This is a genomic window from Ruegeria sp. CL5, from assembly GCF_056536485.1.
Genome location: NZ_JBQFPS010000017.1, coordinates 37,704 through 64,379 on the forward strand (window position 1 = coordinate 37,704; position 26,676 = coordinate 64,379).

Below are 26,676 nucleotides of genomic sequence, written 5' to 3' on the forward strand. Positions count from 1 at the left end.
TGGTCAGGCTCTAAGCTTTTCCGTTCAAATACCGCGTCATTTCCGGGGCAGCCATAAGGGTCTGAATGAAAGTCCCGAAGTGTTCAAGCGACCCCGAGCGCGGATCACTGTCGCGCCATGCCAGTCTGATGGAACGGCCAAATACCCCATCCGCAATGGGATGTGTTGTTGCCAGGCCGCCGAAACGGTCGGGGCCACTGACCGACAATGCTGGAAAAAGCGCGCAACCCTCTCCCAACGCGACCATTTGTCGGAGCATCTCAAGACTGCTGGCCACTCTTTGTCTTGGTCGGTCAATCCGGTCGCAAAACGCAACGGTCTGATCCCGTAGACAGTGTTCCTGAGAAAGCAGAATGAGCTGTGAGGATAAAACCTTGGACCAGCGAACCTTCTCATTGGGTTGGAGATCCAGATCCTTGGGACAGGCAAAAACAAATGGTTCATGAAACAGCTCAAGTGCACTTAGTGCAGGCTGTTTCGGGTCGGTTGCGATCAGCGCAGCGTCCAGCGCTCGTTTGGCGAGCATCTCTTCAAGAACATGGGTGGGTTCTTCGAACAGTGACAACCTTAACTTGGGATAAGCCGATTTGAGAGACTTCAGGATGAGCGGGAGCAGGTATGGTCCAAGCGTTGGAAGCACTCCGAATTTTAACTCACCTTCCAGATTGTCACTTAGGCTCAGTGACAATTCCAACAGTTCACGGGCCTCTGTCAGAAGGGTTTCTGCTTTTTGCAGAACTATCCGGCCATTTTGCGTCAAAGAGATATGCCGTCCCTGTCGTTCGAAAATTGAGAACCCAAGTCGGGCCTCCAGCTTCAATACCTGTTGGCTGATTGCAGGTTGTGAAACCCCACAGATATCAGCCGCCCGGCCAAAATGGCCTTCTTCGGCAATGCTTTGAATGTACTCAAGATCTCTGAGTGAAAGACCGGCTACAGAGGTTCTTCTGACCATGCATCACCTCTGATTATCGATCGGATAATTTATATAAGTTGGAGTAATTTGGCGGTTTTCGGTTTTGTCCTGCCAATACCAACTCAGGAGATTGACATGACGAGCAAACCGAGGCTGACCACCGCATTTGGCGCGCCAGTACCCAACAATCAAAACACTCTGACTGCGGGGCCGCGCGGCCCTGCGCTGCTTCAGGATGTTTGGTTTCTCGAGAAGATGGCTCATTTCGATCGCGAAGTGATCCCCGAACGCCGGATGCATGCCAAAGGGTCCGGTGCTTACGGTACATTCACAGTGACTCACGACATCACCCGCTATACACGCGCCAAATTGTTCTCTGATGTTGGCAAGAAAACTGATCTCTTCCTGCGCTTCTCGACCGTTGCAGGAGAACGTGGCGCAGCGGATGCGGAACGGGATATCCGAGGCTTTGCGATCAAGTTTTACACCGAGGAAGGCAACTGGGATCTGGTGGGCAACAACACCCCAGTGTTTTTCCTTCGCGATCCGCTGAAGTTTCCCGATCTTAACCACGCCGTCAAACGCGATCCGCGGACCAACATGCGCAGTGCGGATAACAACTGGGACTTCTGGACCAGCCTTCCCGAAGCTTTGCTTCAAGTGACGATTGTCATGTCTGATCGCGGGATTCCCGCAACCTACCGGCACATGCACGGCTTTGGCAGCCACACATTCAGCTTTATCAATTCGGATAACGAGCGTTTCTGGGTCAAGTTCCATTTTATAACCCAGCAGGGGGTCAAAAACCTTACCGACGAGGAAGCTGCGCAGATCATTTCCAGCGATCGCGAAAGCCATCAGCGTGATCTTTACGACGCTATCGAAAACGGTGATTTTCCCAAATGGACGCTCTATGTCCAAGTCATGCCAGAGAAGGATGCGAGTACGTATCACCTCAACCCGTTTGATCTGACCAAGGTTTGGCCGCATGGGGACTATCCGCTGATTGAGGTTGGCGAACTGGCATTGAACCGGAACCCCGAGAACTACTTTGCCGAGGTGGAACAGGCTGCCTTCGCGCCTTCCACAATTGTTCCTGGTATCAGCTTTTCGCCGGACAAGATGTTGCAGGGACGTCTGTTTTCCTATGGCGACACTCAGCGGTATCGGTTGGGTGTCAACCATTCCCAGATCCCGGTGAATGCGCCGCGATGCCCGTATCATTCCTACCACCGTGATGGCGCGATGAGGGTCGACGGCAATGCCGGATCTCGGATTGGCTATGAACCCAACATGCATGGAGAATGGTCCGAGCAAACGGATTTCTCTGAACCACCTTTGTCCATCGAAGGTGCTGCGGATCACTGGAACCACCGCGAGGATGATGACTATTTCTCGCAGCCCGGTGATTTGTTCCGCCTGATGACACCGGAGCAGCAAAAAGTGCTGTTCGAAAACACCGCGCGCGCGATTGGAGCTGCAAGGAAGGAAATCCAGATCCGCCACATATCGAATTGCCTCGAGGCAGATCCCGCGTATGGCGCCGGCGTCGCAAAGGCTCTTGGTATGAGCATCGAGCGTGACCCTCCTGAGTGAAATCAATTGGCAAGTTCCCGACCTTCGGGAACTTGCGCGATGCCGTGTGGCGTTCGAGGACGAGCAACGTAGCGCGGAATTGGGTTTCCTGTCGCTGTGGTCGGTAAAATCGGGTTCTTGTGATCGCCAATGGCAACTTTTCTTTCCGTGTCCGGGCGCCACGGCCCGTTCACACATTGCAGCGACCTGCTGTATCTTCACGTTGACCGACAGAGACGGGGCCGCCTTTGGCCGACACGGCCCGCTGTGTCAGAAGACTTCCAATCTCAGACCCCAATTGCAGCTCAGAAACCTGTCCAAGGTGATGCACAACGATCCGTCCTGCCTGATCGATCAGGAGAAGGCTTGGTGTTCCGCGCATGCCGAAGCGAGACATTGTGTTTGGCAATGGTCCTGCGCCCTGTTTGTCCACGCCAACAGGGAAAGTGATGCGATATTCATGTAAGAAAGCCTTCAGAGATACCGGTGTCATAGCACTGTGATGCTCGAACACAGTGTGCAGGCCAATTACGGTTACCTTCTCTTCGGGAAAGGTCCTCTGAACCGACTGTGCCAAGGGAATGCCGTGCAGGACGCATCCTGGGCACAACATTTGAAATGCCTCAATAAGGACAACCCGTCCTTTTAAGCCGTCTAAAGTCAGGGGTGTGTCTGTGTTAAACCATTCCGATACGTCTAGTTCTGGCGATTGCATTTTCCTCGTCCTATTTAGCAGGCAGCCGCCTTGGGATCGGCGGCTGCACTTTCGCAATTCAGTGAAGCTTGCCCGGCAGGCTCAGATCGCCAGATGCGACGTCGAAAACATCTGTGACGCATAGCAAGGGCGCATGGATATTCGCGTTCACGCGTAAGGCTGAAGTGACGCCATCGTAAGCGATAGCATCCAGTTTTACGTCGCTTGCAAAACCGACATTCACTGAAATTTCCGGGCCGTCAAACAGTGGCGTAAACCCAGGGCTGTCCAGAAAGATCGGGAACCCAGGCCATGTCGCAGGTAGCTTGGGAGTGGAACCTTCGGGGATATCACGAACGGCAAGTGCGTCGGGTCCGCACGCTTCGGTCGGGGTCAACACAACCCAGTGGCTGTGCCATTCGATGCCGTCATTTGACGGATCGCCGTCGCCGTTTTCGTCAAAAAGCGGTGTGTCATCGAAATCTGGATGACTGGTCGCGGCCATTGCAAGGATGCCTGTGCCGCCTTCGAACCCAACGGCCGAAGGGTCCAAAGACGTAGGCCAGACATATGACCAGACGTCTGATCCACCGACCTCTCCGGTTGCCACCGGAACCGAGGCGCCAGCCGCTCCATTCGTTGTCATGTGAAAAGTGACGGTGTTTCCATTGCGGTGCGCGTGCGCAGCCAGAATGTCAAAGTCCGCGACTTTGCTGGCGTCTGCCGAAGATATGATGGCGCCCCCTTGATGAATGGCATGGTTCCCATCAGCAAGTGCTGTGTTGCCGATGAACAAGGCCAGAGTGGAAGTGAGTATTGAGAGTTTCATGGTTGCCTCCAAATATAAGATAGCGAGTCGCTACTATAGAGAGAAATATATTGCAACTATAATTTCGAGTCGCTACTAAAAGCGTTATGAACACAGATCACCGCATACGCACACTGATCAACCGTCTGGCACGGATTGATGCTTCCGAAGGATGGACGGGGGATTTGAACCCAACTCAGAGGATGGCGCTCGAGTACCTCGCTGAGGCGAACATGTTCTCGCGCTCGCCGTCGCATGTCGCAGAATACATCGGAACAACCCGTGGAACGATGTCACAGACGCTCAAAGCTTTGGCGCGCAAAGGCTATGTAGAAGAGCATCGCAAGGAACATGATCAGCGGTCGATTTCCTACGAACTCACCGCAGAAGGGGGCGAGATCGCACGGCAGCCAAACCCTGTTGCTCAGGCGATTGGGTATATGCCCTTAGAAAACCAAGCCTTGCTTGAGCAGGGGTTGATGCAAAGCCTCAGTCTGGCTTTAGCCGCAAATGGAGGTCGATCATTCGGCCAATGTAAATCCTGCTCTCACCATGATGCCACGACGGAAAACGGTTTTTGCAAGTTGTTGAGTGTTGCATTGGAGCCCGGCGAAAAAGACAAGATTTGCATTGAGCACGAGGAAGCTAAATGAACCGTCCAGAACTGTCGGCAATCATCGACGGCCTCTTCTTTGGAGCCATCAGAGATCGCTGGGAAGGAAAGCCGCCATCTGCCATTCAGAAAGACCGGGTGGACGGGCGGCAAGCCATTACCTCGCTTGGATTTTCCGGGGACGCTCAGGCGGACCTGACCGTGCATGGCGGCAAAGACAAAGCCATCCATCATTATGATTTTGGTCACTATTCGGCTTGGCAAGCAGAGGACCTAGTGGCACCCGGCACGATGCCCGCGGCGTTTGGCGAGAACATTTCTACCACGGGACTGAACGAGGAAAACCTCTGCATCGGCGACATCCTGTTACTCGGGACGGCGGTAGTTCAAATTAGCCAGGGGCGGCAGCCGTGCTGGAAACTTGGGCTCCATACGGGGCGAAAGGAAATGCCTTACCAGTTCCAGAAGACGGGCCGGACCGGATGGTATTACCGCGTGCTCGAACCTGGCGAAGTCGGCGCCGGTGATCGGATCACCTTGGCTGAAAGGCCAAATCCCAATTGGTCTGTATTGGCTGTTACACGCGCACGGCTGACTCGTCGCATCCTGCCGGAAGATGCCGAGGTTTTGTCTCAGATGGAAGAACTTGCTGAAGGTTGGCGACAAGCTTTTAGCCGAATGGCTGATGGCAATGCCAAGGAGGATACATCGGCAAGGCTTGGAGACACCGGCTAAGACACCTAACGCGGGCGTTCAGTCGTGACGTAGTTTCCTCGAACTTAGCAAACTTCTCAACTCCTTGATGGTGAAATCCGCGTTTGTCAGTCGCTGGGTGGAGCAGGCAAGAAATGAGACATCAACTTCAGCATCGATGAAATGCCATTAATCGCCTTGGGCCAGAAATGCTTGACGTTTGGGTCAAAATTGAATGATGGGATTCACTCATTTGCTGAGGTTTTAGCTGCCGGTTGAGTCAAAGGTTTGCGACGTTCCACAGATTGTTGAACGTCACACGAACCTGACCCAACCGTCACAGTTGGGACATAAAGCAGTGAACGTTCGACGTTGGAAGGCACCCCCGATGTTGGAAATCAGTTGAATTTGACGTTTGCGTCAGAAACTGACCCAATTCTCCCATTTCATACTCCCGCAGACAGTTTCATTTGCTCTGACTTCCTCTTCGGAAAATCAGGAGTGATTTGCAGGTTAGACAGCGAAGCTACCTGTTCCTGCTAAGACCTGCGAGATGATGGTGCATAAGTCAGCCGCCAAAACCTGGACTCCCCGCCAAATGGCGCGGGCATAATAGCTTGCATTGCTGACAGGAACTTGGTTTGCGGAACTCATCAGGGCCAGCGGTCAAAACCGCGCAAACAGGTCGGACACATGACTGCTTCTGATTGGTGCACAATTCAGATCAAAACATCTTGCTATGCAGGAGCCATTCACACATGCTATTCGCTGCAGCCGCAAAATCTGGTGTAGTTCGAACTCACAGTCCGCGGACAGAATAGCCAATCAGCTGTTGGGCCGCTACATCTGATCACCGTTCAAAAAAGGTCTATCAAAGATAATGCTACTTGGCGTTAATGGATCGCACCGCCGCATAGACCGCTCTTTTTGTCAGCTCAAGGTCCATCTCGGATATCGCCAGTGACGGATAAAGCTTACCGGGCGACTTGAAGATGCCGTGGTGTCGCAGCGTCGCATTATAGGCTTCGTTACGCTTTGGGTCGTCATGCTTGGCGGTCCGATAGTCTCTGCAAACACTGGCTGTAAAAAAAATGTCAAACAAGGTCTCATCACCACAGATTAGATGGGGAATATCAGCCTTGCTCAACTCCTCACTTTGCATGTCTTGCAGCTCTTTTCCGATGGCGCGCAGGCGGTCATAGCTGCCCTCGCGGCGTAGGATGTCCATCGTCTTAAGGCCGGCTGCGGCAGCGATCGGATTGCCTGACAGTGTGCCAAGCTGCATTAGCCATTTGTTCGCGCCGACAATAGATTTGTCGAAATGCTGCATGATCTCGGTATTGGCCCCAATGGCAGCGAGAGGAAAACCGCCGCCGATGATCTTGCCCAAGGTGCAGATGTCTGGAGTCACTCCATAGCGTTCCTGTGCGCCGCCATAGGCCAGCCGGAATCCCGTGACGATTTCGTCAAAGATCAAGAGGACACTGTATTTGTCACACAGGTCGCGCAGCCCTTGCAAATAGCCGGGCAAGGCGGGAATTATCCGCTGCAGGGGCTCTACGATAATCGCGGCAACGTCCTTGTTTTCGGCCAGCAGCGCCTCGACCGCGGTCAGATCGTTAAACGGGGCGATCAGCATCTGATCAGCGACCCCTTGCGGGATGCCCGCGCTGTCGGGAATAGCTTGGGGGAAGTTGATGCGGACTTCGGGCGCAAGGCTCATCTGTGCTTCGGCGCTCATCCCGTGGTATCCGCCTTCAAACTTCAGGACCTTGTCGCGGCCGGTATAGGCGCGGGCAAGACGGATGGCGTACATGTCGGCCTCGCCACCCGAGGCCACAAACCGGACCTGTTCGCAGCACGGCACCGCCTCAACAATCGCCTCGGCCAGTTCGATGCCCTTGGCATTGTTAGCAAAGAAGGTCATGCCCTTGGGGAGTTGCTCAAGAACGGCCTCTATGACTTCAGGATGGCCATGCCCCAGAAGCATCGGGCCAGAGCCGATCAGATAGTCGATATATTCGTTCCCATCCTCGTCCCAGACACGGCTGCCTTCACCGCGCGCGATGACTATGCCGGGATCGAAATTGCCGAAGCCTCCGGCAGGCAACACGGTGCGGGCACGGGCGATCCAATCGGCTTGAGAGGTCAGTTTATGCATAGGTCAGTCCAGTTCAAGAATTGGGGTACCAAGGATGTCCGGATCGGGCCTCACCCCAAGCCCGGGGCCTTCTGGTGGTGCAATACGCCCATCCTTGCGGGACGGACAATCCGGCGCAATGCGTGGCCCTACATAGGACGACAGATCGCAGGTGTTCAGTAGGGCATCTCGCGGTGTCGAGGCGGCGAAATGCAGCGATGCGGCGGTGACTATGTCTGATCCCCAAGTGCATTCCGCGCAGATCTCGGCCCCCAGATGAACAGTCAGATCACGCGCGCGGCGCATCGCGGACAGCCCGCCGAATTTCGACAGTTTCAAGGCGACTGCGTCCAGCACGCCCAGTTCATGCGCGTGCATGAGCGACGCCTGATCATAGGCATTTTCGTCGATTTTCATAGGCAGGCCAGTTGCCTGTCTGACAGCTGCACAATCTTCCAGCGTTTTGCAGGGCTGCTCCAGCATAACATCCAGATGTGCCACAGCGCGTCCCGTCCGCGTGGCCTGAAGTTTTGTCGCCCCGCAGTTCCAGTCGCCATAGACCAGTGGGCCGTCGCCCACGGCCTCGCGTACCTTGGCCAACCGTTCGGCATCTGCTTGCCAGTCGGCGTCGGCCCCAAGCTTGACCTGAATCTGTCGGATACCCGTCGCATAAGCATGACGCGCGATCCGCGCCATGTCGTCGGGCGCGATGCAGGTGATCGAGTGATAGAGCGGCATGTCAGCTTGGGTGCGGCCACCAAGCAGCGCGTAAAGGGGCTGCCCGCTCGCTCTGCCGAACAGATCCCACAACGCCATGTCGACGATAGATTTCGCATAGAAATGTCCTTGCAGGAACGCATCCAGTTTGCGCATTGGGGCATCAATGCCGAACGGTTCGACTCCGAGGATTTCGGGTGCCATTTCCTCGATCGCACCGGGGACACCATTGGCGAAGGCGGGCAGGTAATGCGGGATGGGGCAGACCTCGCCCCAGCCTTTCTTTCCGTTATCGGTCTCCAGACACAGGACATGGCTTTTGACCGTGTCGCAGGTCTTGCCCTCGGCCATGTAGTAGGTCTCATGGCTGGTCAGATCGACAGACCACAACGAAATGCGAGAGATTTTCATGATATGTCATTTCCATCAGTCAGTTGCGGCCCGGACTCGAACTGATTGCGCCAGAATACCAGACATAGAACCGAGTCTGCGCCCGTCGTCATCGCGTGAGGCTGGTTAGAGGCGTGGAACGCAGTGTCGCCAGAGCTCAGCCAGCGCCTAGCTTGTCCGGCGCGAAGGAACTCTGCCTGCCCGGCAAGCACTAGATAAAGCTCTTCCGCGGGGTGATGATGCCACGGATAGTGCAGATGTGGCGGCATATAAACCAGCCAGACACGGAGTTGGTCTGATGCAAAGCCGCCCTGATCGCCGACCAGACAGAAGCAGCCAAACCGATCCATGAAATGATCGCCTATCCCGCTATTTCGATAATGCTCGAGCCAGTGCGCATCGCAGGCAAGCGCAAGCACAGCGTCACGCAAGGTCGAGACTGTCCCAGACCGCAACGCTTGGTCAGTTGCCAGCAAATCAAGCGGAGGCAAGGCCCGCGCCGTGACCTTTTGTGGCACAAGATCAGTCGGAAATGAACTGAACTCCGCAAGAGAGGGGTGGGTACGAAAGCAGCGGACAAGCTCGGCTGCTGCGTGCGTCCAGACCTGTGCTTGTGTCACGCGATCTCCCTTGCGTCGGTTCTGGGCTTTTCGGATTTGGGATCGTAGGCGGGATCGCCCAGCACGCGGGCTGCGCGGCGGATGCCGTGGATCACCACTTCAAGCGCCGTGCCGGGAGTAGCGGCGTGAGGTTTGACATAGGCAAAGGCCAAAATCTTCCCGACTGTTGGGCCAAAGGCCACGGACGCTGTGGATCCGACCACCTGCCCGTTCAAAACCACCGCCTCACCGCCGTGGCCGTCCGCATTACCGTCGGGCTCGATTTCCAGATAGGCGCAGACCCACGGCAAGTCTGTGTTCAGCGTCTTGTCCCGGCCCAGAAATTCCTTGTCCGTCTGGGCAAAGCGCAGCACGTCGGCCTCGGCCAGTGTGACCTCGTTGGTCAATTCGCCAGCGCCCTTGAAGCCCTTCTCCATACGCATCGCATTCATCGCGAAGCTGCCGCAATCGGCAATGCCGTGTATCTCACCCGCAGCCCACAGCGTAGTATAGACATCAAGGCTGGCGTCATTGGGCATGTGGAATTCCCAACCGAGCTCGCCCGCGTAAGACATACGGAATGCCCAGATATTGTGACCTGCAACCGTGATTTCCCGCGCAGACAGCCAGCGGAACCCGGCGTTGGACAAGTCGGCGTCAGTGCAGGCGGCCAATACGTCACGCGACTTGGGACCGTTCAGGGACAGGGCACTCCACTCGGACGACAGTGCCGTTATCGTCACATCTTCCTCCGCACGTTGACAGTTCAAGTGGTCCAGCAGGCGTTGTTCGAAGAAAGCGGCGCAGACCAGATAGAAGCTGTCTTCAGCCATCCGCACAATCGTCGTTTCCAGCTCGATCCGGCCAGCGCGGTTCAGCATGTGGGTCAGGGTGATCGAGCCGATCTTCTGCGGCATTCGGTTGGCGGTCAGCCGGTCCAGCAATGCGTATGCATCCGGCCCTTCGACCAGCACCTTTGCGAAGGCGGTCACATCCATGATACCAACGCCGGTGCGCACCGCTTTCACCTCGGCCGCGACCATATCGTCGACGGGGGAACGGTTGAAGGAATAGTGGTCGCACTGTTCGATCCCCTTGGCGAAAAAGCGTGGGCGTTCAAAGCCATAGACCTCTTCATGCACGGCACCTTTGCTTTTCAGCAGATCGTGCAAAGGGGACGGCTTGATCGGGCGTCCGGCCAGACGATTGAAATGTGGGAAGGGGATTTCGTGGCGCAGACAGTAATCCTCTTCGGCCTTCACTACCTGCCAGTCCTTCTTGGCATAACTGCCAAACCGGCGCGGGTCGAATTCGCGCATCGAGATGTCAGCTGCCCCATGCACCATCCAGCGCGCCAGCTCGCGGGTCAGGCCGGGCCCCCATCCAATGCCGATCTGAGTGCCGCAGCAGCACCAGTAATTGCGCACACCGGGTGCCGGGCCGATCAGCGGGTTGCCGTCTGGGGGATGGCTGATCGCGCCGTGCACCACGCGTTGAATGCCCAGATCGGCAAAGATCGGCATCCGGTTCAGGCTTTCTTCCAAATACGGCATGACACGGTCATAATCCGCGTCAAACAGCCAATTCTCGTAATGCCATGGGCATTCATCGTGCCAGACCGAGTTCGGGTTTTCTTTCTCGTAAATACCGATCAGGCCCTTCTTTTGCTCCATCCGGATATAGCCCGAAACTTTCTTGTCGTCGCGAATGACGGGCAGTTCTGCGTCGAGACCCTGGAATTCGGGCACCTCGTCGGTCACGAAGTAATGGTGCGTCATCGAGGTCATGGGCAATTGCAGCCCCGACCATTCGCCCATCTGCCGCGCATAGGTGCCGCCGGCATTGACGACATGCTCGCAGGTGAATGTGCCCTTCCCGGTCTCAACCACCCATTCGCCATTGTCAGCTTGCGTGATGTTGGTGGCCCGGCATTGGCGGATGATCCGCACGCCCTTTTGACGGGCCCCGGCGGCCATCGCCATCGTGACATTCGTCGGGTCCACGTGACCGTCATCCGGCGTGTGAAGTGCGCCCAGAACACCACTGAGGTTATAGAACGGGTGCAACTCGGCCACCTTTTCCGGCCCAACCAGTTCGATGTTGAAACCCAGCGAACGACCCACCGATAGCGTATGGCGCAACCAGTCCATTTCGTCTTCCGTATAGGCTAGGCGAAACGACCCGCAGCCGTGCCATGTCACCGGCTGGCCTGTTTCCGCTTCCAATCCACCGGAATAGAGGCCGATATTGTAGTCCACGCACTTCCCCAACCCAAAGGACGAGGTCGAATGTGTGATCTGTCCGGCGGCGTGCCATGTGCTGCCCGAGGTCAGCTCCGCCTTTTCAAGCAACACCGTTTCCTCACCCCAGCCTTCATGCCCAAGATGATAGGCCAGCCCGACGCCCATGATGCCTCCGCCGACGATGACCACGCGTGCGTGGGATGGAAACTCACTTGCCACGACAACATCCTTTTCGAGTCGTTTTCCTCTCGACAGGCTAAGCAAACAAAAATACCATCGTCAATCATGAATGGGACAAATGTATCAAATACGATTCTCGAGCGTCTGGCCGATGAGCTTTCCGAGCTGACGCCCGAGGCACGCAAGGCAGCAACCTATGTCTTGGAAAACCCCCGTGATGTGGGGGTGTCGACGGTGCGCGAAATCGCAGAGGCTGCGAATGTCAAACCCAACACCGTCGTGCGCATGGCCCGTCAGGTCGGGTTCGAAGGCTACGAAGATTTCCGCGCGCCCTTCCGCGATGCCATCCGACGCGGCGCCGCCGACTTCCCGGACCGCGCGCGCTGGCTTCAGGACATTCGCAAATCGGACGATCTGGGCGGGCTGTATGCCGACATAGTGCAGGACGTGCTGCGCAACGTCGAAGAGACCTTTGCGGGTATCTTGACCGACGACCTGAAGACGGCGGCCGAGGCGATCTGGGCCTCGCGCAATGTGTTTACCCTTGGCGTGGGCGTCAACAACTCGATCGCGCGCAATTTCACCTATCTGGCCTCGACCGGTATGAAGGAGTTTCACGCCATCCCGCGTCCGGGCTCGACCCCTGTAGATGATCTGGCGTGGGCAGATGAAAGTGACGTGCTGATCGCGATCACCTGCAAACCCTACCGGTCTGAGGTGGTCAAAGCCGTCGAGATAGCGCGCGAACAGGGCATGATCATCGTCGCTCTGTCCGACAGTCCCGCCAGCCCGATCCTGCGTCTGGCCGATCATGACTTCGTGGTATCGGTCGATACACCGCAATTCTTCCCGTCCTCGGTCAGCATCATCGCGCTGCTCGAGACGCTTTTGTCATTCGTCATCGCCGTTGCCAGCGACGAGATCGTCGAACGGGTCGAGAAATTCCACAACCGTCGCCACCAGCTGGGACTGTATCACGAGGAGAAGACATGACCGAACCCATCAGGTCTTTGGCCGCGCGTTATTACACCGATCCCGATATTTATGCGCAAGAAATGTCCGGCCTGCTTGCCCGGACATGGCAATTCGCGGGCCATGTCAGCCAGCTTCCCAATGTCGGTGACTATTTCACTTTTGAAATTGCGGGCCAAAGCCTGTTCTCGATCCGTGGCCGGGACGAGGTGATCCGCACCTTCTATAACGTCTGCCAACACCGTGCCCACGAAATGGTCACCGGGACTGGTAACACTCGTGTGGTGGTCTGCCCCTATCACGCCTGGACCTACGAACTGACTGGACATTTGCGCGCGGGTCCAAACATCAAATCCGTTCCGGGCTTTGACCGCTCTGAGATCTGCCTGACCGAAGTCCGGACCGAAGATTTCCATGGCTTTCTTTTCGTCAACCTCGATGACGATGCGGCGCCGATGGACGATTGGTTCCCCGGTGTCCGTAAAGAGATCGCCGAATTCGTTCCCAATGTCGTCAGGCTTGCCCCTCTGGAATGGGTCGAGGTGCCTGAGAACTGCAACTGGAAGGTCTCGGTCGAGAATTACTCAGAGTGCTACCACTGTCCCATTAACCATGCGACCTTCGCCGAGGGTGTCATTAAGCCGGAAACCTATGACATCCAACCGGATGCGGACGGCGGATATGTTCTGCGCCATACGACCGAATGTCAGCCAATGGAAAAGATGACCTATCCCGTGGACATGTCGGTGCCCCATGCAGGGGATTATCAGAGCTGGTTCCTATGGCCCATGTTCTCATTCCAATGCTATCCTGGCAACATCCTGAACACCTATCACTGGCGCGCTGATGGACCCGAGACCTGCACGGTCTGGCGCGGCTGGTTCACGCCGGAAGGCGCGGAAAGTGACGTGATCTGCGGGCTTGCGCTGCAAGATCGCGAAACCACGGTTGAAGAGGATATCCGGCTAGTGGAAAGTGTGCAGCGCGGGCTTAAATCGCGCGGCTATCGTCCCGGCCCGCTGGTGTTGGATCCGGCCTGTGGTGTCAGTTCTGAGCACTCAATCGCCGCACTGCACCGCTGGATGCGCGCGGCTGTGGATGGCCCTTATGATTAAAGCGCGATGCGCGAACATGCGAAATAATTGATGATCAAGAGCTATTGGCAAAACTACGCTGTCGGCCCTTATGACGACGATGCGGGGGCGATCAAAGTGATCAACACTGGAATCGACCAGAACCCCACTGAACAAGCGCTGGCCGACACAGGTGAAGTGGACCGCGCCGTTAAGGCCGAAGCAGTTAGCGTGACCAAATGCGCGGGTCAGGTGTTGGTCGATAAATGTTACGCAGATAGGATTGAGGCGCCCGTTGGCGGATATGACAATTCCGGTTATGGCCGCGAGAAGGGGCGCGAAGCGCTTTAAAATATGTGTAGACGAAAAATGAAGCAATCAAGTTATGGGAGTAAGGGATGAGCGCATTCGACGAAGATCTGTTTCTCAAAGGATTGGAACAGCGTAAATCCACGCTGGGCGCGGAATATGTGGAAAAGAATCTGGCCGCCGCAGACGATCTTACCCGCCCGTTTCAGGAAGCCATGACCGCGTGGTGCTGGGGGTTTGGTTGGGGCGATGAGGTAATCGACGCCAAGACCCGATCAATGATGAACCTGTCGATGATTGGTGCTTTGGGCAAGATGCATGAATGGGAAATCCACTGCCGCGGGGCCATCAACAATGGCGTCACCAAAGACGAGATCCGCGCGATCATTCATGTGATCGGGGTTTATTGTGGCGTACCGCAGGCGTTGGAGTGCTTCCGCATTGCGCGTAAAGTACTTGAGATGGGTTAGGACGCGCACGAGTTAGATGTGTAAATCTGTAGAACCTTAGGCATGGAACAGTGACTATACCAAAAAAACCGCTACGAAGCTGACGCATTGGTAGGGGTAATCAACTCAGGCCGCCTTCAATATTCACCCGGTCCGCAATACGAATCATTGCTGTCATCTAGGGCGACCGCAGCATTTGCCGCAATGGGCTTTATGTCGACACCGGGGAGCAGTACTGTATCGACACTTTTCAGCGCCTATTCAAACACACAGCATCACAGATGTTTATTTCTTCAAGTCGTTGGCCTTCTCGCCAACGATCTCGAGTATTCTGTTTCTTTGAATCTTTCCCGACGGCCCTTTTGGAAGTTCCGGCAAGATATGAACTTCGTCGGGGGACTTAAAACGACCCAATTGAGCTTCACAAAGTTTCGAAAGGCCCAGCGACGTCACCTGGGACCCTTCACGAATTTTGACCGCTGCCTCGACGGTTTCGCCATAGCTTTTGCAGGGACGCGCAAATGCGGCGGCTTCAACAACATCGGGATGCGAATAAAGTGCTTCGTCAATCTCGCGCGGTGCAATGTTTTCGCCACCCTTGATGATCAGCTCCTTAAGCCGGCCAGTCACAAAAACGTAACCATCCTTATCCATGCGGGCAAGATCACCGGTTCGCAACCATCCGTCAGACGTAAACGTGCCCCTGGTTGCGTCTTGGTCGTTGAGGTACTCCAGCATTACATTTGGTCCGCGAATAACCAGTTCGCCTTCTGATCCGTGTGGAACAGGTCGCAGGTCGGCATCAACGATTGCCGCCTCGTTCCCGTATGGGATGCCGGGAGAGCCGATCTTGCGAACGGCTGGAGGCAATGGGTTGGATAGAATTTGCGCTGCTGTTTCGGTGAGACCCATAGTTTCCACGATGGGGATTTTGAAGCGGTCCTCAAAGGCGCGCTGCACATCCGGGGCCAATGCTGACGACGCAGAACGACCGAAACGCACATTCTGGCGTGTTTGGGTGTCCGGGCAGGTATCCGAGTGCAGCAGGTGGGAAATGATGGTTGGAACCACAGAGAACCATGTCGCTTGGGACTTTCCAATATTGCCCCAGAACCGACTGGCCGAAAACCGATCGCACATGGCCAGCGATCCGCCCGAGACCAGTGTTCCCATGACCGTCACACAAAGACCGTTGATGTGATAGATCGGCAGAACGCAGAACCCACGGTCGGCTTCGGTCAAATCATGCGCCACGGTGGTTGTCCAGCCTCCGGCGAGCAGGCTGGAATGCGTGTGGACCACGCCCTTTGGACGCCCGGTCGTGCCGGATGTGTACATCAAAAGCGCGTGGTCGCCGGATGAGATGTCATGCAAGTTGCCATCGGAACTCTGGGCATCTTCAACCCGCAGCGCGGTGACCTCATCAGGATTGGCCGTGCGCGCGAACAAATCCATCTGTCCGGGATGGACGAAGCCATAACGCGCGCCGCTGTGTTCCAGCGCATAGGCCACGGCGCTGTTACCAGCGACAAGGTTAATCATCGTCGCCCGGAACCCGCCATACAGGACGCCGAAAAGGATCTCTAGCGCTTCACGGCAGTTAGGGTACAGGATCGCGACGCTTTCTCCTTTCTCCACACCCATGCCGGTTAACATAACTGCGATGCGGTGGGCCGTTTCGCGCAACTCACTCCAACTCAGCTCCGGTGCTCCATCCGGGAAAACAAAACCGGTTCCTCCCTGGCTTGCCCTGTAGTCTAACCAGTCGCGAACAGTTCCCTTGGGCGGATCCATCATTGTCCGGTCTCCGACCAGTAGTCACCGAAGATCTCTTCCAGCTCGGGTTCACGCGGGGATGTTTCCCGAACGATCTTGGTAGTCTGCACGAAATGCCGCCAATGCAGGTTGGTGTCGATGGAATTGCCACCCCAGCTACCGCAGCCCATCGAAAGGGAAAAAGGCATTCCATTGGTGAAACTGCCGCCAGTGGCAAAGGTGTGCGGCTGATTTACGATGACCCGACAGGTCGGCAAATCATGCCCCAGTCCAATCGCACGCTTGTCGTCGCCAGTATGTATACCAACCGAATGCCCGGCCCCCTGATGTGCCAAAATGCGCGACGCAATGGCCTTGGCCGCCTCAAAATCTTTAGCACGATAGAGAGCCAGAACCCGACTGAGCTTTTCGCCTGACAAAGGATGATCCGGGCCGATTCCGTCAGTCTCCACCGCCAGATATCTAGTCCACTCAGGTACTTTGCCCGCCATCCCCAAGGCTTCGAGCATTTTGTCGGCGTCCTGCGCTATAGCCGATCGGTTGAGATGGCCATCGGGCCAAAGTCGCGCCACGATATCACTTGCCTCAGAGGACGGCACCAAAGCGCCGCCCTCGGCAGCCATTGCGGCCACGAACGCGTCATAGACTGCGTCCACTACGACCAGCGCGTTCTCAGAAGAACAAGACGTCGCGTTGTCGAAACATTTTGAAGCCGTGATTTTGGCTGCCGCTGCCTGCAAATCAGCGGTCTCGTCCACAATCACGGTCACATTGCCTGCGCCAACGGCCACAGCCGGCGTGCCACAGGACTGCGCGCGGTGGACATTGTTCTGGCTGCCAGTGCAAATCACGCGATCAACAGTTTCCATCAACCGTTGTGTCTTGGCCTTGGATCCGGGCGCGGGGATCATCTGAACCAAATTGCGATCCAGCCCCAGCTTGTCGAATTCGGAATGGATGTAGTCAACCAACATTTCGCAGGACGCCACGCCTTTGGGCGACGGAGCCACCACGATAGAATTACCGCCTTTGAGCGCATTGATGATGTTGTTCGCGGGCGTTGCGGCAGGGTTGGTCGAGGGTACAACCGCGCCGATCACGCCGATTGGGCGCGCAATTTCGGTAATACCTGATTTCGGGTCGTCACTGATGACGCCGTGGGTTTTCACGTCGGCAATATCGCGCAGCAGGCCGAGTGTCTTCCGATGGTTCTTGGTGATCTTGTCCGGCACGTTGCCCAGACCGGTGGTTTCAACCGCAGTTTCCGCCAGCGTTCGATTGCGCGTTGGTTCCATGATGGCCCATCCCGCAGCAAGTGCCGCTTTGTCGTAAAGCAACTGACTTCCACCAGCTTCGAAATCCCTCTGTGCCTTGCGCGCCTGAGCAACGATACGATCTACGATACGATCTACTTCGGCTATTTCCGGCGAAATCCCGTCCTGAGCGTTCATTTTGGTCCTCGATATGTTGTTCGGGGCGGAACAGCTCCGCCCCGCTGCGTCCGTCCGGATTAGAGGCCGGCCAGCAACTCGTTCAGTGTCTGCTGACGCTGCGCCCACATCTCGATCACTTCGTCACGTGTCATGATGTGCATAGGTGAACCGCCGGCCTCCATCTTTTTGGCAACGCGGGAATTGGCAAACATCTCGGGCACTGTTGCTGAGAGTTTCTCGATAACCTCGGGTGGCGTGCCTTTGGGCACCATCACGCCTCGGAAATTGACCGACGAGTTGTCGACGTCCAATCCCTGTTCCATCATCGTCGGCACGTCGGGCAGGAATGCGTTACGCTCGAGGTCAGCAACACCCAGAATTTTGACGTTGCCCGCTTCCTGCGCGCGGAACGCATCCGACAGGTTGTTGATACCGCCCAACACTTCACCTGCGATCACGGCTTTCATGGCTGCAGCCCCACCGCCTTTGGTCGGGATGTAGGCCATCTTGGTTCCCGCTGCTTTGTCGATCTGCAAGGCTGCAATGTGGTGACCCACAAATAGGCCCGCGCCGGAAACGGTCAGCTTGCCTGGGTTTTCCTTGGCAAAGGCGACAACATCCTCCATCGAGTTAAACTCACTGTCCGCGCCAACGACAAATACAGCCGGATCAGCGCCCCAGTTCGCGATGGGTTCAAAGCTGTCGGTCGAGTATTCCACCCCACCTTTGATCGACTGAGCGATAAAATGGGGAACGTTGTAGGCTGCCAGAGTGTAGCCATCCGGATCAGCCTGGGTGGCAAACCAGTTCCAGCCCACACGGCCACCTGCTCCGGGTTTGTTGATAATGGCAATGGGCATTCCCAGCGCGTCCTCGTTTCCGGACGTCATGGTGACAATGCGCGCCTGAAAGTCGGTCGCGCCTCCCGCGCCGTAGCTGACCATCATCATGATCGGCCGTTCGGGGTATTCCTCTGCTACTGAGGCTCCTGTCAGGCTCATGAAGGCCAATGCGGCCCCTGCAATCATTCGTTTCATTTGCGTTTCCTCCCTAATTTAGTTCTCCGCGCCCTGCGCGGTTAGAACAGAATTTCCTTTGGTGTGTAGACGTTCAGAAGCATGGCGAAGAGCCCGTACATCACTGCCAAAAAGACTGCCGTGATGACGCCGCGCTTGACCCAAGTTTTGGTTTCGGAATGTGGGGCTGGATCATAAATCGACAGCAGAACGAAAAATGCGATTGCCGTCGCTGTGTAGAAGCCCAGCGACTTGGCCGCCCAGAACACGTAGATCAGTGTAATGATCAAACCCGGCAACATGTTCAGGAACATCGTGCGTGTTACGCCATTCCCGACCTTGGACAAGCCCATTACTGCTTTGCCAAATGTCCATCCGGCCAGAACCACGAAAACTGATGCGATTAGACGCGGGAACAGGAATGCCTCAGCCGGTTGCTGGGTATAGCTGACCCAGGTCACCCATAGACCCACGGCAAAGACCAGACCCGACCCGAATACGTGTTGCGAGCGGTTCATGCCTGCGCCTCCTCTTTCGTGGTGTAGCGACGGTGGCGCAGTTCCATCCAGACTGAGTAAGCGATTGAGGCCAGCACCACTGCAATCAGCAACAGGTTCAGTCCACCGGTCAGGAAATACGAAGCCTTGCCGACAGTTGCGTCGGCGATCATCCCGCCTTGAATGAAGTTGGCTTCGGCGATTGGCCCAAGGATTAACCCCAACACCAGTGGTGCGGCTGAAAAACCAAAGCGCTCTAGGAAGAACATGCCGATACCAAGACAGGCCATGACATAAACATCGCCCATCGAACCCTGCACCGAATAGGCCCCGAAGACCGACAGTGCCAGAACGATGGCTGCCATAACTGATTGCGGGACTTGGGCTACACGCGCTGCGAGACCGGCGACATAGAGGCCAAAGATGCACATCAAGACCTGCCCGATCAGCATCGAGTTAATGAAAGTCCAAGCCACGTCGGGATGGTTGTCAAACAGATCCGAACCTGGGAAAATCCCATGGATCAGCAATCCGCCCAGTAGAACGGCAGCGGTTGGGCTACCCGGGATCGACAGGGTCAGCAGCGGCACCAAAGATGGGCCTACCATCGCATTATTGGCCGATTCCGCGGCGATTACGCCTTCGGAATGTCCTGTGCCGAACTTGTCTTTTTCAGACGAGAACTTTTTGGTCTGGTCATAAGCGACGAGCCCGGCGATCTGCCCTCCGACGCCGGGGATCAGGCCGATGATCGAGCCGGTCAGCGTTCCGATGCTCAACGCGCGTGTGCGGCTAAAGAGTTCGCGGAAGGCTTCGAGGATAGAATGCCGTTGCACCTCGATGACTTCGGCACCGGTGTTGTGGCGACCCTTTGCGAACATTGTCAGCACCTGCGGGATCGCGAACAGGCCAATCAGCGCGGCAATGATATTGATCCCGCCGCCCAACGCAGGGTGAAAGACGAAGCGCTGCGCGCCCATGATGTCATCAAACCCGATTGTGGCCAGCCACAACCCGATACAGCCTGAGAGCAGACCTTTAACCACCGAGGCGGAATCCAGCGTCCCGATTACTGTTACGCCCAAAATAGCCAGCCAGAACAGATGTGACGGCCCGAAAGCCAAAGCCCATTTCGCCAGCACCGGGGTTAGAAAGATCAGTAAAAGCACGCCAAAAATGCCACCTACGGCCGAAGCCAGAAACGACAATTGCAGCGCCCGCGCACCCTGACCCTGTTTGGCCATGGTATGCCCGTCCAAGGTCGTTGCGATATTTGCTGGCGCACCGGGGATCTTGAGCAAGATGGCGCTGACTGCACCACCTGCGACTGTTGAAGTGTAGGCGGCTCCCAGCAGGATCAGGCCCTGCGCCGCCTCCAGCTGGAAGGTAAAAGGGATTAATAGTGCGACTGCCATTGTTGGCGACAAGCCCGGCGTCGCGCCCAGGATAAGCCCCCCAATCGTGCCGCCCAAAAGCAGCATAAAGGACAGTGGCGTGAATACGTCTCCGAAGTAATAAATGAAGTCCATTCAGGGCCTCCCAACCCATCGGTTCACACTTTTACTTTTGTTGACAAATCAGGGTAGGCAATGAAAATAGTATTGCAAATGTTTTCATAAATTCGATCAAGTGAGAGAATATTATGTCTAACTTTCAGAAGGATAAGGTGGACATTGTAGCGGTTGCAAAGGCCGCAAAAGTGTCACCGTCAACAGTGTCGCGCACGTTCAATCATCCGAATTTGGTCAACCCCGCGACTCGGAAAAAGATCAATCGGGCGGTGCAAAAGTTGGGGTATATCCGAAACCGTGCGGCGCAGACGATGCATGGCAAACGTTCCGGCACCATCGGGCTGGTCGTCCCCACGATCAACCACGCCATTTTTGCCGAAGTGATTCAGGCCTTCTCGGACTCAATCGACAATGCCGGATTCAGCCTGTTGCTGGCGTCGCATGGATATGACCTCGATCGGGAATACGCGATGGTACGAAAATTTCTTGAACATCGTGTCGACGGAGTGGCGCTGGTTGGATTGGAACATTCCGACGCCACCGCCCGACTGATCGAACAGCAGAAAATACCCGCGCTCGCTATATGGAATTTTTCGGAAGAATCCATCCTACCGTGTGTTGGGGCCGACAATCGGCTGGCCGGGCGTCTTGCGACGGAACATCTACTGGCCTTGGGGCACCGTGACATTGGGCTGATATTTCCCCAAACCAATGGTAATGACCGCGCCCAACATCGGATATCTGCCGTGCATGCAGCGCTTAACGAAATGGGTATTTCCGTTCCGAGTGAACATGAGTCTGAAGCCCCATATAGTGTGTCGCAAGCTAAGCAAGCAGCCCTGACCCTCTTGACGAAGCACTCTCGTCCTACGGCTCTGCTTTGCGGAAATGATGTCATCGCTCAGGGAGCATTGTTTGCGGCCCAGAGGCTTGGATTGAAGGTCCCCGATGACCTGTCAATCATCGGAATCGGAGACTTTAAAGGATCAGCAGACGTTGAGCCGGGCCTGACCACCATTCGCATTCCAGCAGAAGCCATTGGAAAGCTAGCCGGCGAGAGATTCACTGACTACATTACCTCAGAAGATCCACAGCCTTTTAAAATCTGCTGCGAGCTGGAGCGTGTCGTTAGAGGAACGACAAGCCCGATGTCAGTGTATTAGTCAACTTGAACAGACTTTTCCCCAACGACATTTGCTAGTAGTTGCGGCTCCCTTTCGGAGCGGCGTCTGGGGTGATCTTAGCACCAATCAAAAACAAAGTTCTTTGGATGCCCGCGCTGCTAATCACTTCTAGCACGAGGGTATGCTACAATTGTGGGTGCAATTATTGGAATTCACAATAGGGCTGCAAGGCAGTCGACCAAGACGCCGCTTGATTAACTCAAAGACGCAACCTGTGCATTGTTGAGAACGGCCTAAGGCGGTCAATGCCCAGCCAGAAGTGCTGAGATGCGGCCTCGCTTGAGCGGCCATATGCTGTGCACAGAGATTGAAGCGTGCCCCGCTGTAAGGAGTGCGGGAGCAGTGACCGCTACAGGCGTTGTGATGAGTCCAATAAAGTTTCCAGTGCTAGGAGAAATCGGATCGGGCTTGTCGCTACGGTAGAGCTTCTTTTCCCTTTGGAATTTCCTTTATTGATCCGGTCTCTGCGCTATCTCGTGAACATGTTCACGAACTTACCCCACTTGTTCGCTGTCCGGTAAATTCCTGAACTATGGTAAGAGTCAAATCTGACCCCCTATACTACCTCTGACCAGCCAGTTCCCTGCAGTTTATGATCTGTTCAAAAGGATACGGGCATCATGAAATCTGAAATGTTGGGTAAAGCCGACAGTAGACCGAATTTCAATTTGCTGCATCGCGACCCGCCGAACCCGCCATCTGCTCCGTTCGCAAAAGTCGGGTCACGTGATCCGCGAAAGCAGCTGAAACACTGGCATCAGTTTGGCGAATTCGGCGGCTGTTAGTTCCGTCAGATTCGACTTCAAAACAAAGGCTGAGGTCTCGGTATCCATCCAAACTGCAAAGCCCTTGCGCCGCAACGCTTCCTGATGGGGGTGGTCTTTGTCAAAACCGGGCGGGATGCGCTTCAACTCTGGGTCACCGATCCTGAAACCCCGTTTTTGCATGTCTAATGTGATCTGGGTTAACTCTGCGCCTAGAGGACCCGCCATCGCATCGCGGAAAATGTCCAAAGCCCCTTTGTCGTACTGCAACACCCCACATCCGAGTGACAGCTTTTCTGGGGAAAGGCCAAAGAGCCACATTGGCGGCTGAACCGCCTGTCCTGTCGGTAGGAACGCAAGGTGCAGATGCGCGTTATAGGGTGTCTTGTCTTTGGAAAACCGAACATCGCGATGAATCCGAAAGATTTTGCTGCTATGATCCTGCCCAGTCAAGTCGCGTAGCGCCAACTCCATATCTTTGGCGAACAGCTTGCTGGGTGCCTTTATATGGGTATCATACGTTGCCTTGTTCGCCGCAAACCAGTCCTTGGTATTGTTGGCCTTCAGTTCTTGCAGGAAGCCTACTGCCTCGGCATCAAAACAATCGAATTGGGCCATAAGATCCTCCGTTCAGTCTTTCTTGGGCAACGCCGCGGCATGTTCGAGGCATAGCTGTAGCCACCGTAGCAAGGCTGCGTCATCGCAATCTGATGCGTCAACGCGAACAAAACCGCCCAGCTTGCGGGTTCCGTGAATCACAGCGCGGGCTGTGGGGTCCTGCAATGCCGTGGGCTCGTTCACCTTTCCCACCCTGAACATGAACCGACCCACGCCATCCTGATGTCTGCGCGCACCACAAAGCATGTTGCCATTCAAAAAGAAGCACAGGCCGCCCATCATCCGCTTTTCGGAAATGCCCACATACGCGGCCAGAGGGTCTCGCATGCGGGCGTTGAGTGTTTCATCCACTGTCATCAGCTGTAAATCCAAAGCTGCCAGAGGATTGCCAGCGCAAGCACCAACATGGCCAAGGTCGTCAGCGCCGCCCCTACCGCACGCCCCTTGCCATTCACCGAAGTGCTGAGGCTGAAATAGTGGACGACGCGGGCAAGCAGCAGCACACCACCACAGGCGGCGACCAGCCAGGATGGGGTTCCTGCGATTTCTGCCCCCGCCAGGGCAAGCAATGCAAGCGGCACGTATTCGATGAAGTTCCCATGCGCCCGCATCAGCCGCAGCAAGTTTTCATCCTCACCGTGAAGCAAAGAAATCCCAGTCTTGGTGCGACGCACACCAACGGCGATCGCCATCGGAATACTCATCAAGACAAAAATAGCAGTGACGACCAGCGCGATCTGCGGAAACTGTTCCATGTTATGCCTCCTCTTTGATTGCGCTTAGGACGCCATGCTCTCATATGTGATTAGCGCAAACCGTGCCCCTTGCGGGTCAGTCAGAGTGGCCATGCGACCGACCCCCGGCATATCCATAGCAGGCTGGACAATCGCGGCACCTTTGGCCTCAGCCTTGGCGACGCTGGCGTCCACGTCGGCCACGGTAAAGAAGATCGTCCAGCTACCGTTATCCTCTGGCATTGGGGAAAAGCCACCAATTGCGGTTTCGCCAACAACGGCGGCTGAATAGCTTGATCCGTCCTGCATGGGCATGTGATTGATCGTCCAGCCCAGCACCTCTTGATAAAAGGCTTTGGCTTTGCCCTGATCGGGGCCGGAATGTCCGATCCAGCCGGAGTTTCCGACAGTGGTCATCTCAAGAATACTCATGTGCTTCTCCCTTGGTTACGCCCGCCACATACGGGTCTGATCCAAGGACGTGCGATATCAAGCGATCCCTACACGCCGCGTAATTTTTTTTGGCAAATCTCTATTTTTTCCGTGATCGCAACACGTTCGGGCGCGGTTGGGCCAAGATTCATTACCGTTTCAAAGGCGGCAATCGCCGCGTTGTGATCGCCGGTTTCCTGCAAAAGCCCTCCGCGCATTGCGTGGAACCAGCGATAGGTGGACAAATCCTGCGCCAGAGTCTCCATCGCCTTTAACGCATAATACGGGCCGTGCAGCTTGGCCTGAGCCGCAATCTGATTGAGACGGATGACAGGTGTTGGCTGCAATGCGTAGAGAGCAGCGTAATGACTTTCGATCGACGCCCAGTCCGTGTCATCTACCGAATCCGCATGGGCATGTGTTGCGGCGATTGCAGCCTGTACGATGTAAACACCATGATGACCAGTCCGCTGAGCCTTCTGCAAAAGACCCGTCGCCTCGGCGATGCCCGAGCGATCCCAAAGGCTGCGATCCTGATCGTCCAACGCGACAAGCTTTCCGTCCGTATCAATTCGCGCATGACGCCTAGCGTGCTGGAACAGCAACAATGCCAGCAAGGCAGCCTGTTCCCCCATCGCCGGAAACAGTGCCGCAAGCAGACGGGCCAAACGGATAGCCTCTTCACACAAGGTAAGCTTGATTTGATTTTGACCCGCTGAGGTTGACCATCCTTCGTTGAACATCAGGTAGACCATCAAGGAAACTTCACCCAAGCGTGCACCCCGCTCAGCTGGGCTGGGTGTTTCGAAGGCAATCGGATTGCTCGCAATCTTCTTTTTTGCACGGGTGATCCGCTGTTCCATAGTTTTTGGCCTGATCAGAAATCCGCTCGCGATTTCGTCTACGCTCAGCCCCAAAACCACGCGCAAGGCAATGGCAATCTGGTCCCGCCGGTCGAGTTCCGGATGGCAGCAAATGAACAGCAGTCGCAATACATCATCACGCATTTCGTCAGGGTCCGGTGTTTCGGCGGGCATCAACTGAAATTCCTCACTGTGACGCGCCAGAATTGCCGCACGACGCTGTGATTTGCGCACATGATCAAGGCCCGAGTTGCGTGCGGTCGTCAGCAACCACGCCAACGGATCACGCGGCGCACCGTCTTTGGGCCAGACCGTCAGCGCCTTCAGACAAGCTTCGGCAAATGCCTCTTCCGCCGTGTCGATATCCCGGAACAATCGGGTCAGGGCCGCAAGCGCGCGCGGTCGGTGCAGAGTAATTGTAGCCTCAAGCCAGTCCGACATGGCCTATTCCGACGAGATTACGCCACCCGCCCAGGCAACCGGGCGCACCTCTAGCCGTGCGACAGGGGATGAGATCATCTTTGCGTATTCCAACGCTTCATCAAGGTTTTTGAAATCAGCGGCATAGAACCCAAGGAAATTCTCTTTTGTCTCTGCAAACGGACCGTCGGTGATCAGGGGAGCCGCGCCTTCGGTCGTAGCTGGCTCGACCATAACAGCAGAAGTTGGCGGCATCAGTTTCATCGACACAAACTCGCCCCGGTCCGTTAATGCCGATTGCAGCGCGCCGTGTCCCGACATCACCTCCTCCTGGCGATCTTTGGGCAGCGCTTCGAACACGCCCGGCTCCCCATAAATCGTGATTGCGTATATCATTTTCGCCTCCATGCATCAGTCCCATGGTGCAAGGACGCGCGAGGACATGCAAATCCGACAATCGGCCCAAGATGCAAGGTCGCAAGATAGCCACTTGGAACACCGGGACGCAAATCGAATGCTAGGCGGGTTCCCATAGCTCAATTGGGTTTCCTTCCGGATCATTGAGCCACGCGAACTTGCCATTTGGATATGGCGAATCTGGATCACGGCGGACTTCAACACCCTTGCGCTCAAGCTGCGCGATCATTTTCTCAATGTCGCGAACACGAAAATTCAGCATAAATGCCTTTTCTTGGTTCCCGAAATACTCTGTCACTTTTTCGAACGGGGCGAATACAGTCTCGCCTGCTTCCTGCGTCCAACACGGTGATTCATAGTCGTTTGGTACAAGGTTAATGCCCAAATTGTCACGGTACCATGCCGCCAAAATAGCAGGCTCGTTTGCCCTGAAGAAAAACCCGCCAAAGCCCAGTACTTTTTCCATCTTCGATTTCAAACCCGGATACGCTATCGGAAAAGACTACTCTATATGTGGAATTTGATAAGCGCGGCTCATTACGAACATTTCCCATAATGAAAGTCCCGCGTCGCAGCGTTATCAAGGCGCACTATGGTTGGCTGCAGAGGAAGTGATGAAACACGTTCAAACTTGTCATTA

27 protein-coding genes are annotated in these 26,676 nt (G+C 55.7%); 8 read left to right on the plus strand and 19 right to left on the minus strand.

Going from position 1 to position 26,676, the window contains the following annotated elements; translation table 11 throughout:
• Positions 1–10: 10 nt before the first annotated feature.
• The gene (locus tag ACR0IU_RS20910) at positions 11–955 is read right to left on the minus strand and encodes a hydrogen peroxide-inducible genes activator (protein ID WP_480717614.1); all 945 of its coding nucleotides are present in this window, start codon (positions 953–955) and stop codon (positions 11–13) included.
• A gap of 96 nt (positions 956–1,051) precedes the next feature.
• Between ACR0IU_RS20910 and ACR0IU_RS20915 the strand changes: the two genes are divergently transcribed.
• On the plus strand, positions 1,052–2,512 hold the full coding sequence (locus ACR0IU_RS20915) for a catalase (RefSeq protein ID WP_480717615.1): 1,461 nt from the start codon (positions 1,052–1,054) through the stop codon (positions 2,510–2,512).
• 169 nt (positions 2,513–2,681) lie between these two features.
• Here ACR0IU_RS20915 and ACR0IU_RS20920 read toward each other — a convergent pair whose 3' ends face one another.
• Together ACR0IU_RS20920 and ACR0IU_RS20925 are read right to left on the minus strand one after the other, a co-directional pair.
• On the minus strand, positions 2,682–3,206 hold the full coding sequence (locus ACR0IU_RS20920; protein ID WP_480717616.1) for a redoxin domain-containing protein: 525 nt from the start codon (positions 3,204–3,206) through the stop codon (positions 2,682–2,684).
• A 58-nt stretch (positions 3,207–3,264) separates the two neighbouring features.
• Positions 3,265–4,014, minus strand: coding sequence for a hypothetical protein (locus tag ACR0IU_RS20925; RefSeq protein ID WP_480717617.1), 750 nt, complete (start codon positions 4,012–4,014; stop codon positions 3,265–3,267).
• A gap of 86 nt (positions 4,015–4,100) precedes the next feature.
• Between ACR0IU_RS20925 and ACR0IU_RS20930 the strand changes: the two genes are divergently transcribed.
• A complete protein-coding gene (locus ACR0IU_RS20930) occupies positions 4,101–4,646 on the plus strand; it encodes a MarR family winged helix-turn-helix transcriptional regulator (RefSeq protein WP_480717618.1) in 546 nt (181 codons plus the stop codon).
• A complete protein-coding gene (locus ACR0IU_RS20935; protein WP_480717619.1) occupies positions 4,643–5,341 on the plus strand; it encodes an MOSC domain-containing protein in 699 nt (232 codons plus the stop codon). The genes ACR0IU_RS20930 and ACR0IU_RS20935 overlap by 4 nt, the downstream gene beginning before the upstream one ends.
• 841 nt (positions 5,342–6,182) lie before the next feature.
• Here the strand turns inward: ACR0IU_RS20935 and ACR0IU_RS20940 are convergent.
• From ACR0IU_RS20940 to ACR0IU_RS20955, 4 genes are read right to left on the minus strand one after another with little or no spacing between them, the layout of a single operon-like run.
• Entirely contained in the window at positions 6,183–7,460 is a 1,278-nt protein-coding gene (locus ACR0IU_RS20940) for an aspartate aminotransferase family protein (protein WP_480717620.1), read from the minus strand.
• A gap of 3 nt (positions 7,461–7,463) precedes the next feature.
• Entirely contained in the window at positions 7,464–8,567 is a 1,104-nt protein-coding gene (locus tag ACR0IU_RS20945; RefSeq protein WP_480717621.1) for a mandelate racemase/muconate lactonizing enzyme family protein, read from the minus strand.
• A complete protein-coding gene (locus ACR0IU_RS20950) occupies positions 8,564–9,166 on the minus strand; it encodes a dimethylsulfonioproprionate lyase family protein (protein WP_480717622.1) in 603 nt (200 codons plus the stop codon). Before ACR0IU_RS20950 ends, ACR0IU_RS20945 begins: the two co-directional genes overlap by 4 nt.
• Positions 9,163–11,607, minus strand: coding sequence for an FAD-dependent oxidoreductase (locus ACR0IU_RS20955; RefSeq protein ID WP_480717623.1), 2,445 nt, complete (start codon positions 11,605–11,607; stop codon positions 9,163–9,165). The genes ACR0IU_RS20950 and ACR0IU_RS20955 overlap by 4 nt, the downstream gene beginning before the upstream one ends.
• Positions 11,608–11,673: 66 nt before the next feature.
• Here ACR0IU_RS20955 and ACR0IU_RS20960 point away from each other — a divergent pair, with 66 nt between their 5' ends.
• From ACR0IU_RS20960 to ACR0IU_RS20975, 4 genes are read left to right on the plus strand one after another with little or no spacing between them, the layout of a single operon-like run.
• The gene (locus tag ACR0IU_RS20960; protein WP_480653044.1) at positions 11,674–12,561 is read left to right on the plus strand and encodes a MurR/RpiR family transcriptional regulator; all 888 of its coding nucleotides are present in this window, start codon (positions 11,674–11,676) and stop codon (positions 12,559–12,561) included.
• Positions 12,558–13,655 carry an aromatic ring-hydroxylating oxygenase subunit alpha gene (locus ACR0IU_RS20965; RefSeq protein WP_480717624.1) on the plus strand — a complete coding sequence of 366 codons (1,098 nt, stop codon included), beginning with the start codon at positions 12,558–12,560 and terminating at the stop codon, positions 13,653–13,655. Before ACR0IU_RS20960 ends, ACR0IU_RS20965 begins: the two co-directional genes overlap by 4 nt.
• Positions 13,656–13,685: 30 nt before the next feature.
• Positions 13,686–13,964, plus strand: a complete 279-nt coding sequence (locus ACR0IU_RS20970) for a hypothetical protein (protein ID WP_480717625.1) — start codon at positions 13,686–13,688, stop codon at positions 13,962–13,964.
• A gap of 47 nt (positions 13,965–14,011) precedes the next feature.
• Positions 14,012–14,392: a carboxymuconolactone decarboxylase family protein gene (locus tag ACR0IU_RS20975; protein ID WP_480717626.1), complete on the plus strand. Its 381-nt coding sequence runs from the start codon at positions 14,012–14,014 to the stop codon at positions 14,390–14,392.
• A 264-nt stretch (positions 14,393–14,656) separates the two neighbouring features.
• On the opposite strand, the gene ACR0IU_RS20980 is transcribed toward ACR0IU_RS20975, so the two are convergent.
• Genes ACR0IU_RS20980 through ACR0IU_RS21000 form a run of 5 tightly spaced genes read right to left on the minus strand, consistent with a single transcriptional unit; the run spans position 14,657 to position 20,622 of the window.
• On the minus strand, positions 14,657–16,168 hold the full coding sequence (locus ACR0IU_RS20980) for a class I adenylate-forming enzyme family protein (RefSeq protein WP_480717627.1): 1,512 nt from the start codon (positions 16,166–16,168) through the stop codon (positions 14,657–14,659).
• The gene (gene sauS, locus ACR0IU_RS20985; RefSeq protein ID WP_480717628.1) at positions 16,165–17,598 is read right to left on the minus strand and encodes an acylating sulfoacetaldehyde dehydrogenase; all 1,434 of its coding nucleotides are present in this window, start codon (positions 17,596–17,598) and stop codon (positions 16,165–16,167) included. The genes ACR0IU_RS20980 and sauS overlap by 4 nt, the downstream gene beginning before the upstream one ends.
• 59 nt (positions 17,599–17,657) lie before the next feature.
• Positions 17,658–18,617, minus strand: coding sequence for a Bug family tripartite tricarboxylate transporter substrate binding protein (locus ACR0IU_RS20990; RefSeq protein WP_480717629.1), 960 nt, complete (start codon positions 18,615–18,617; stop codon positions 17,658–17,660).
• A gap of 41 nt (positions 18,618–18,658) precedes the next feature.
• The gene (locus tag ACR0IU_RS20995; protein WP_480454866.1) at positions 18,659–19,114 is read right to left on the minus strand and encodes a tripartite tricarboxylate transporter TctB family protein; all 456 of its coding nucleotides are present in this window, start codon (positions 19,112–19,114) and stop codon (positions 18,659–18,661) included.
• Positions 19,111–20,622 (minus strand): tripartite tricarboxylate transporter permease, encoded by a 1,512-nt coding sequence (locus tag ACR0IU_RS21000; RefSeq protein WP_480717630.1) that lies wholly within the window; start codon positions 20,620–20,622, stop codon positions 19,111–19,113. Before ACR0IU_RS21000 ends, ACR0IU_RS20995 begins: the two co-directional genes overlap by 4 nt.
• A gap of 113 nt (positions 20,623–20,735) precedes the next feature.
• Between ACR0IU_RS21000 and ACR0IU_RS21005 the strand changes: the two genes are divergently transcribed.
• On the plus strand, positions 20,736–21,767 hold the full coding sequence (locus tag ACR0IU_RS21005) for a LacI family DNA-binding transcriptional regulator (protein WP_480717631.1): 1,032 nt from the start codon (positions 20,736–20,738) through the stop codon (positions 21,765–21,767).
• Between the two features lie 743 nt (positions 21,768–22,510).
• Here ACR0IU_RS21005 and ACR0IU_RS21010 read toward each other — a convergent pair.
• The 7 genes from ACR0IU_RS21010 to ACR0IU_RS21040 form a co-directional block, all read right to left on the minus strand.
• The gene (locus tag ACR0IU_RS21010) at positions 22,511–23,170 is read right to left on the minus strand and encodes a DUF2461 domain-containing protein (RefSeq protein ID WP_480717632.1); all 660 of its coding nucleotides are present in this window, start codon (positions 23,168–23,170) and stop codon (positions 22,511–22,513) included.
• 12 nt (positions 23,171–23,182) lie between these two features.
• Positions 23,183–23,527, minus strand: a complete 345-nt coding sequence (locus ACR0IU_RS21015) for a TfoX/Sxy family protein (protein ID WP_480717633.1) — start codon at positions 23,525–23,527, stop codon at positions 23,183–23,185.
• Positions 23,527–23,925, minus strand: a complete 399-nt coding sequence (locus ACR0IU_RS21020) for an MAPEG family protein (RefSeq protein WP_260027234.1) — start codon at positions 23,923–23,925, stop codon at positions 23,527–23,529. The genes ACR0IU_RS21015 and ACR0IU_RS21020 overlap by 1 nt, the downstream gene beginning before the upstream one ends.
• Positions 23,926–23,949: 24 nt before the next feature.
• Positions 23,950–24,336, minus strand: a complete 387-nt coding sequence (locus ACR0IU_RS21025) for a VOC family protein (RefSeq protein ID WP_480717634.1) — start codon at positions 24,334–24,336, stop codon at positions 23,950–23,952.
• A 68-nt stretch (positions 24,337–24,404) separates the two neighbouring features.
• Positions 24,405–25,640, minus strand: coding sequence for an RNA polymerase sigma factor (locus ACR0IU_RS21030; protein WP_480717635.1), 1,236 nt, complete (start codon positions 25,638–25,640; stop codon positions 24,405–24,407).
• A gap of 3 nt (positions 25,641–25,643) precedes the next feature.
• Positions 25,644–26,015, minus strand: a complete 372-nt coding sequence (locus tag ACR0IU_RS21035) for a YciI family protein (RefSeq protein ID WP_170543687.1) — start codon at positions 26,013–26,015, stop codon at positions 25,644–25,646.
• A 121-nt stretch (positions 26,016–26,136) separates the two neighbouring features.
• On the minus strand, positions 26,137–26,502 hold the full coding sequence (locus ACR0IU_RS21040) for a VOC family protein (RefSeq protein ID WP_480717636.1): 366 nt from the start codon (positions 26,500–26,502) through the stop codon (positions 26,137–26,139).
• Positions 26,503–26,676 lie beyond the last annotated feature (174 nt).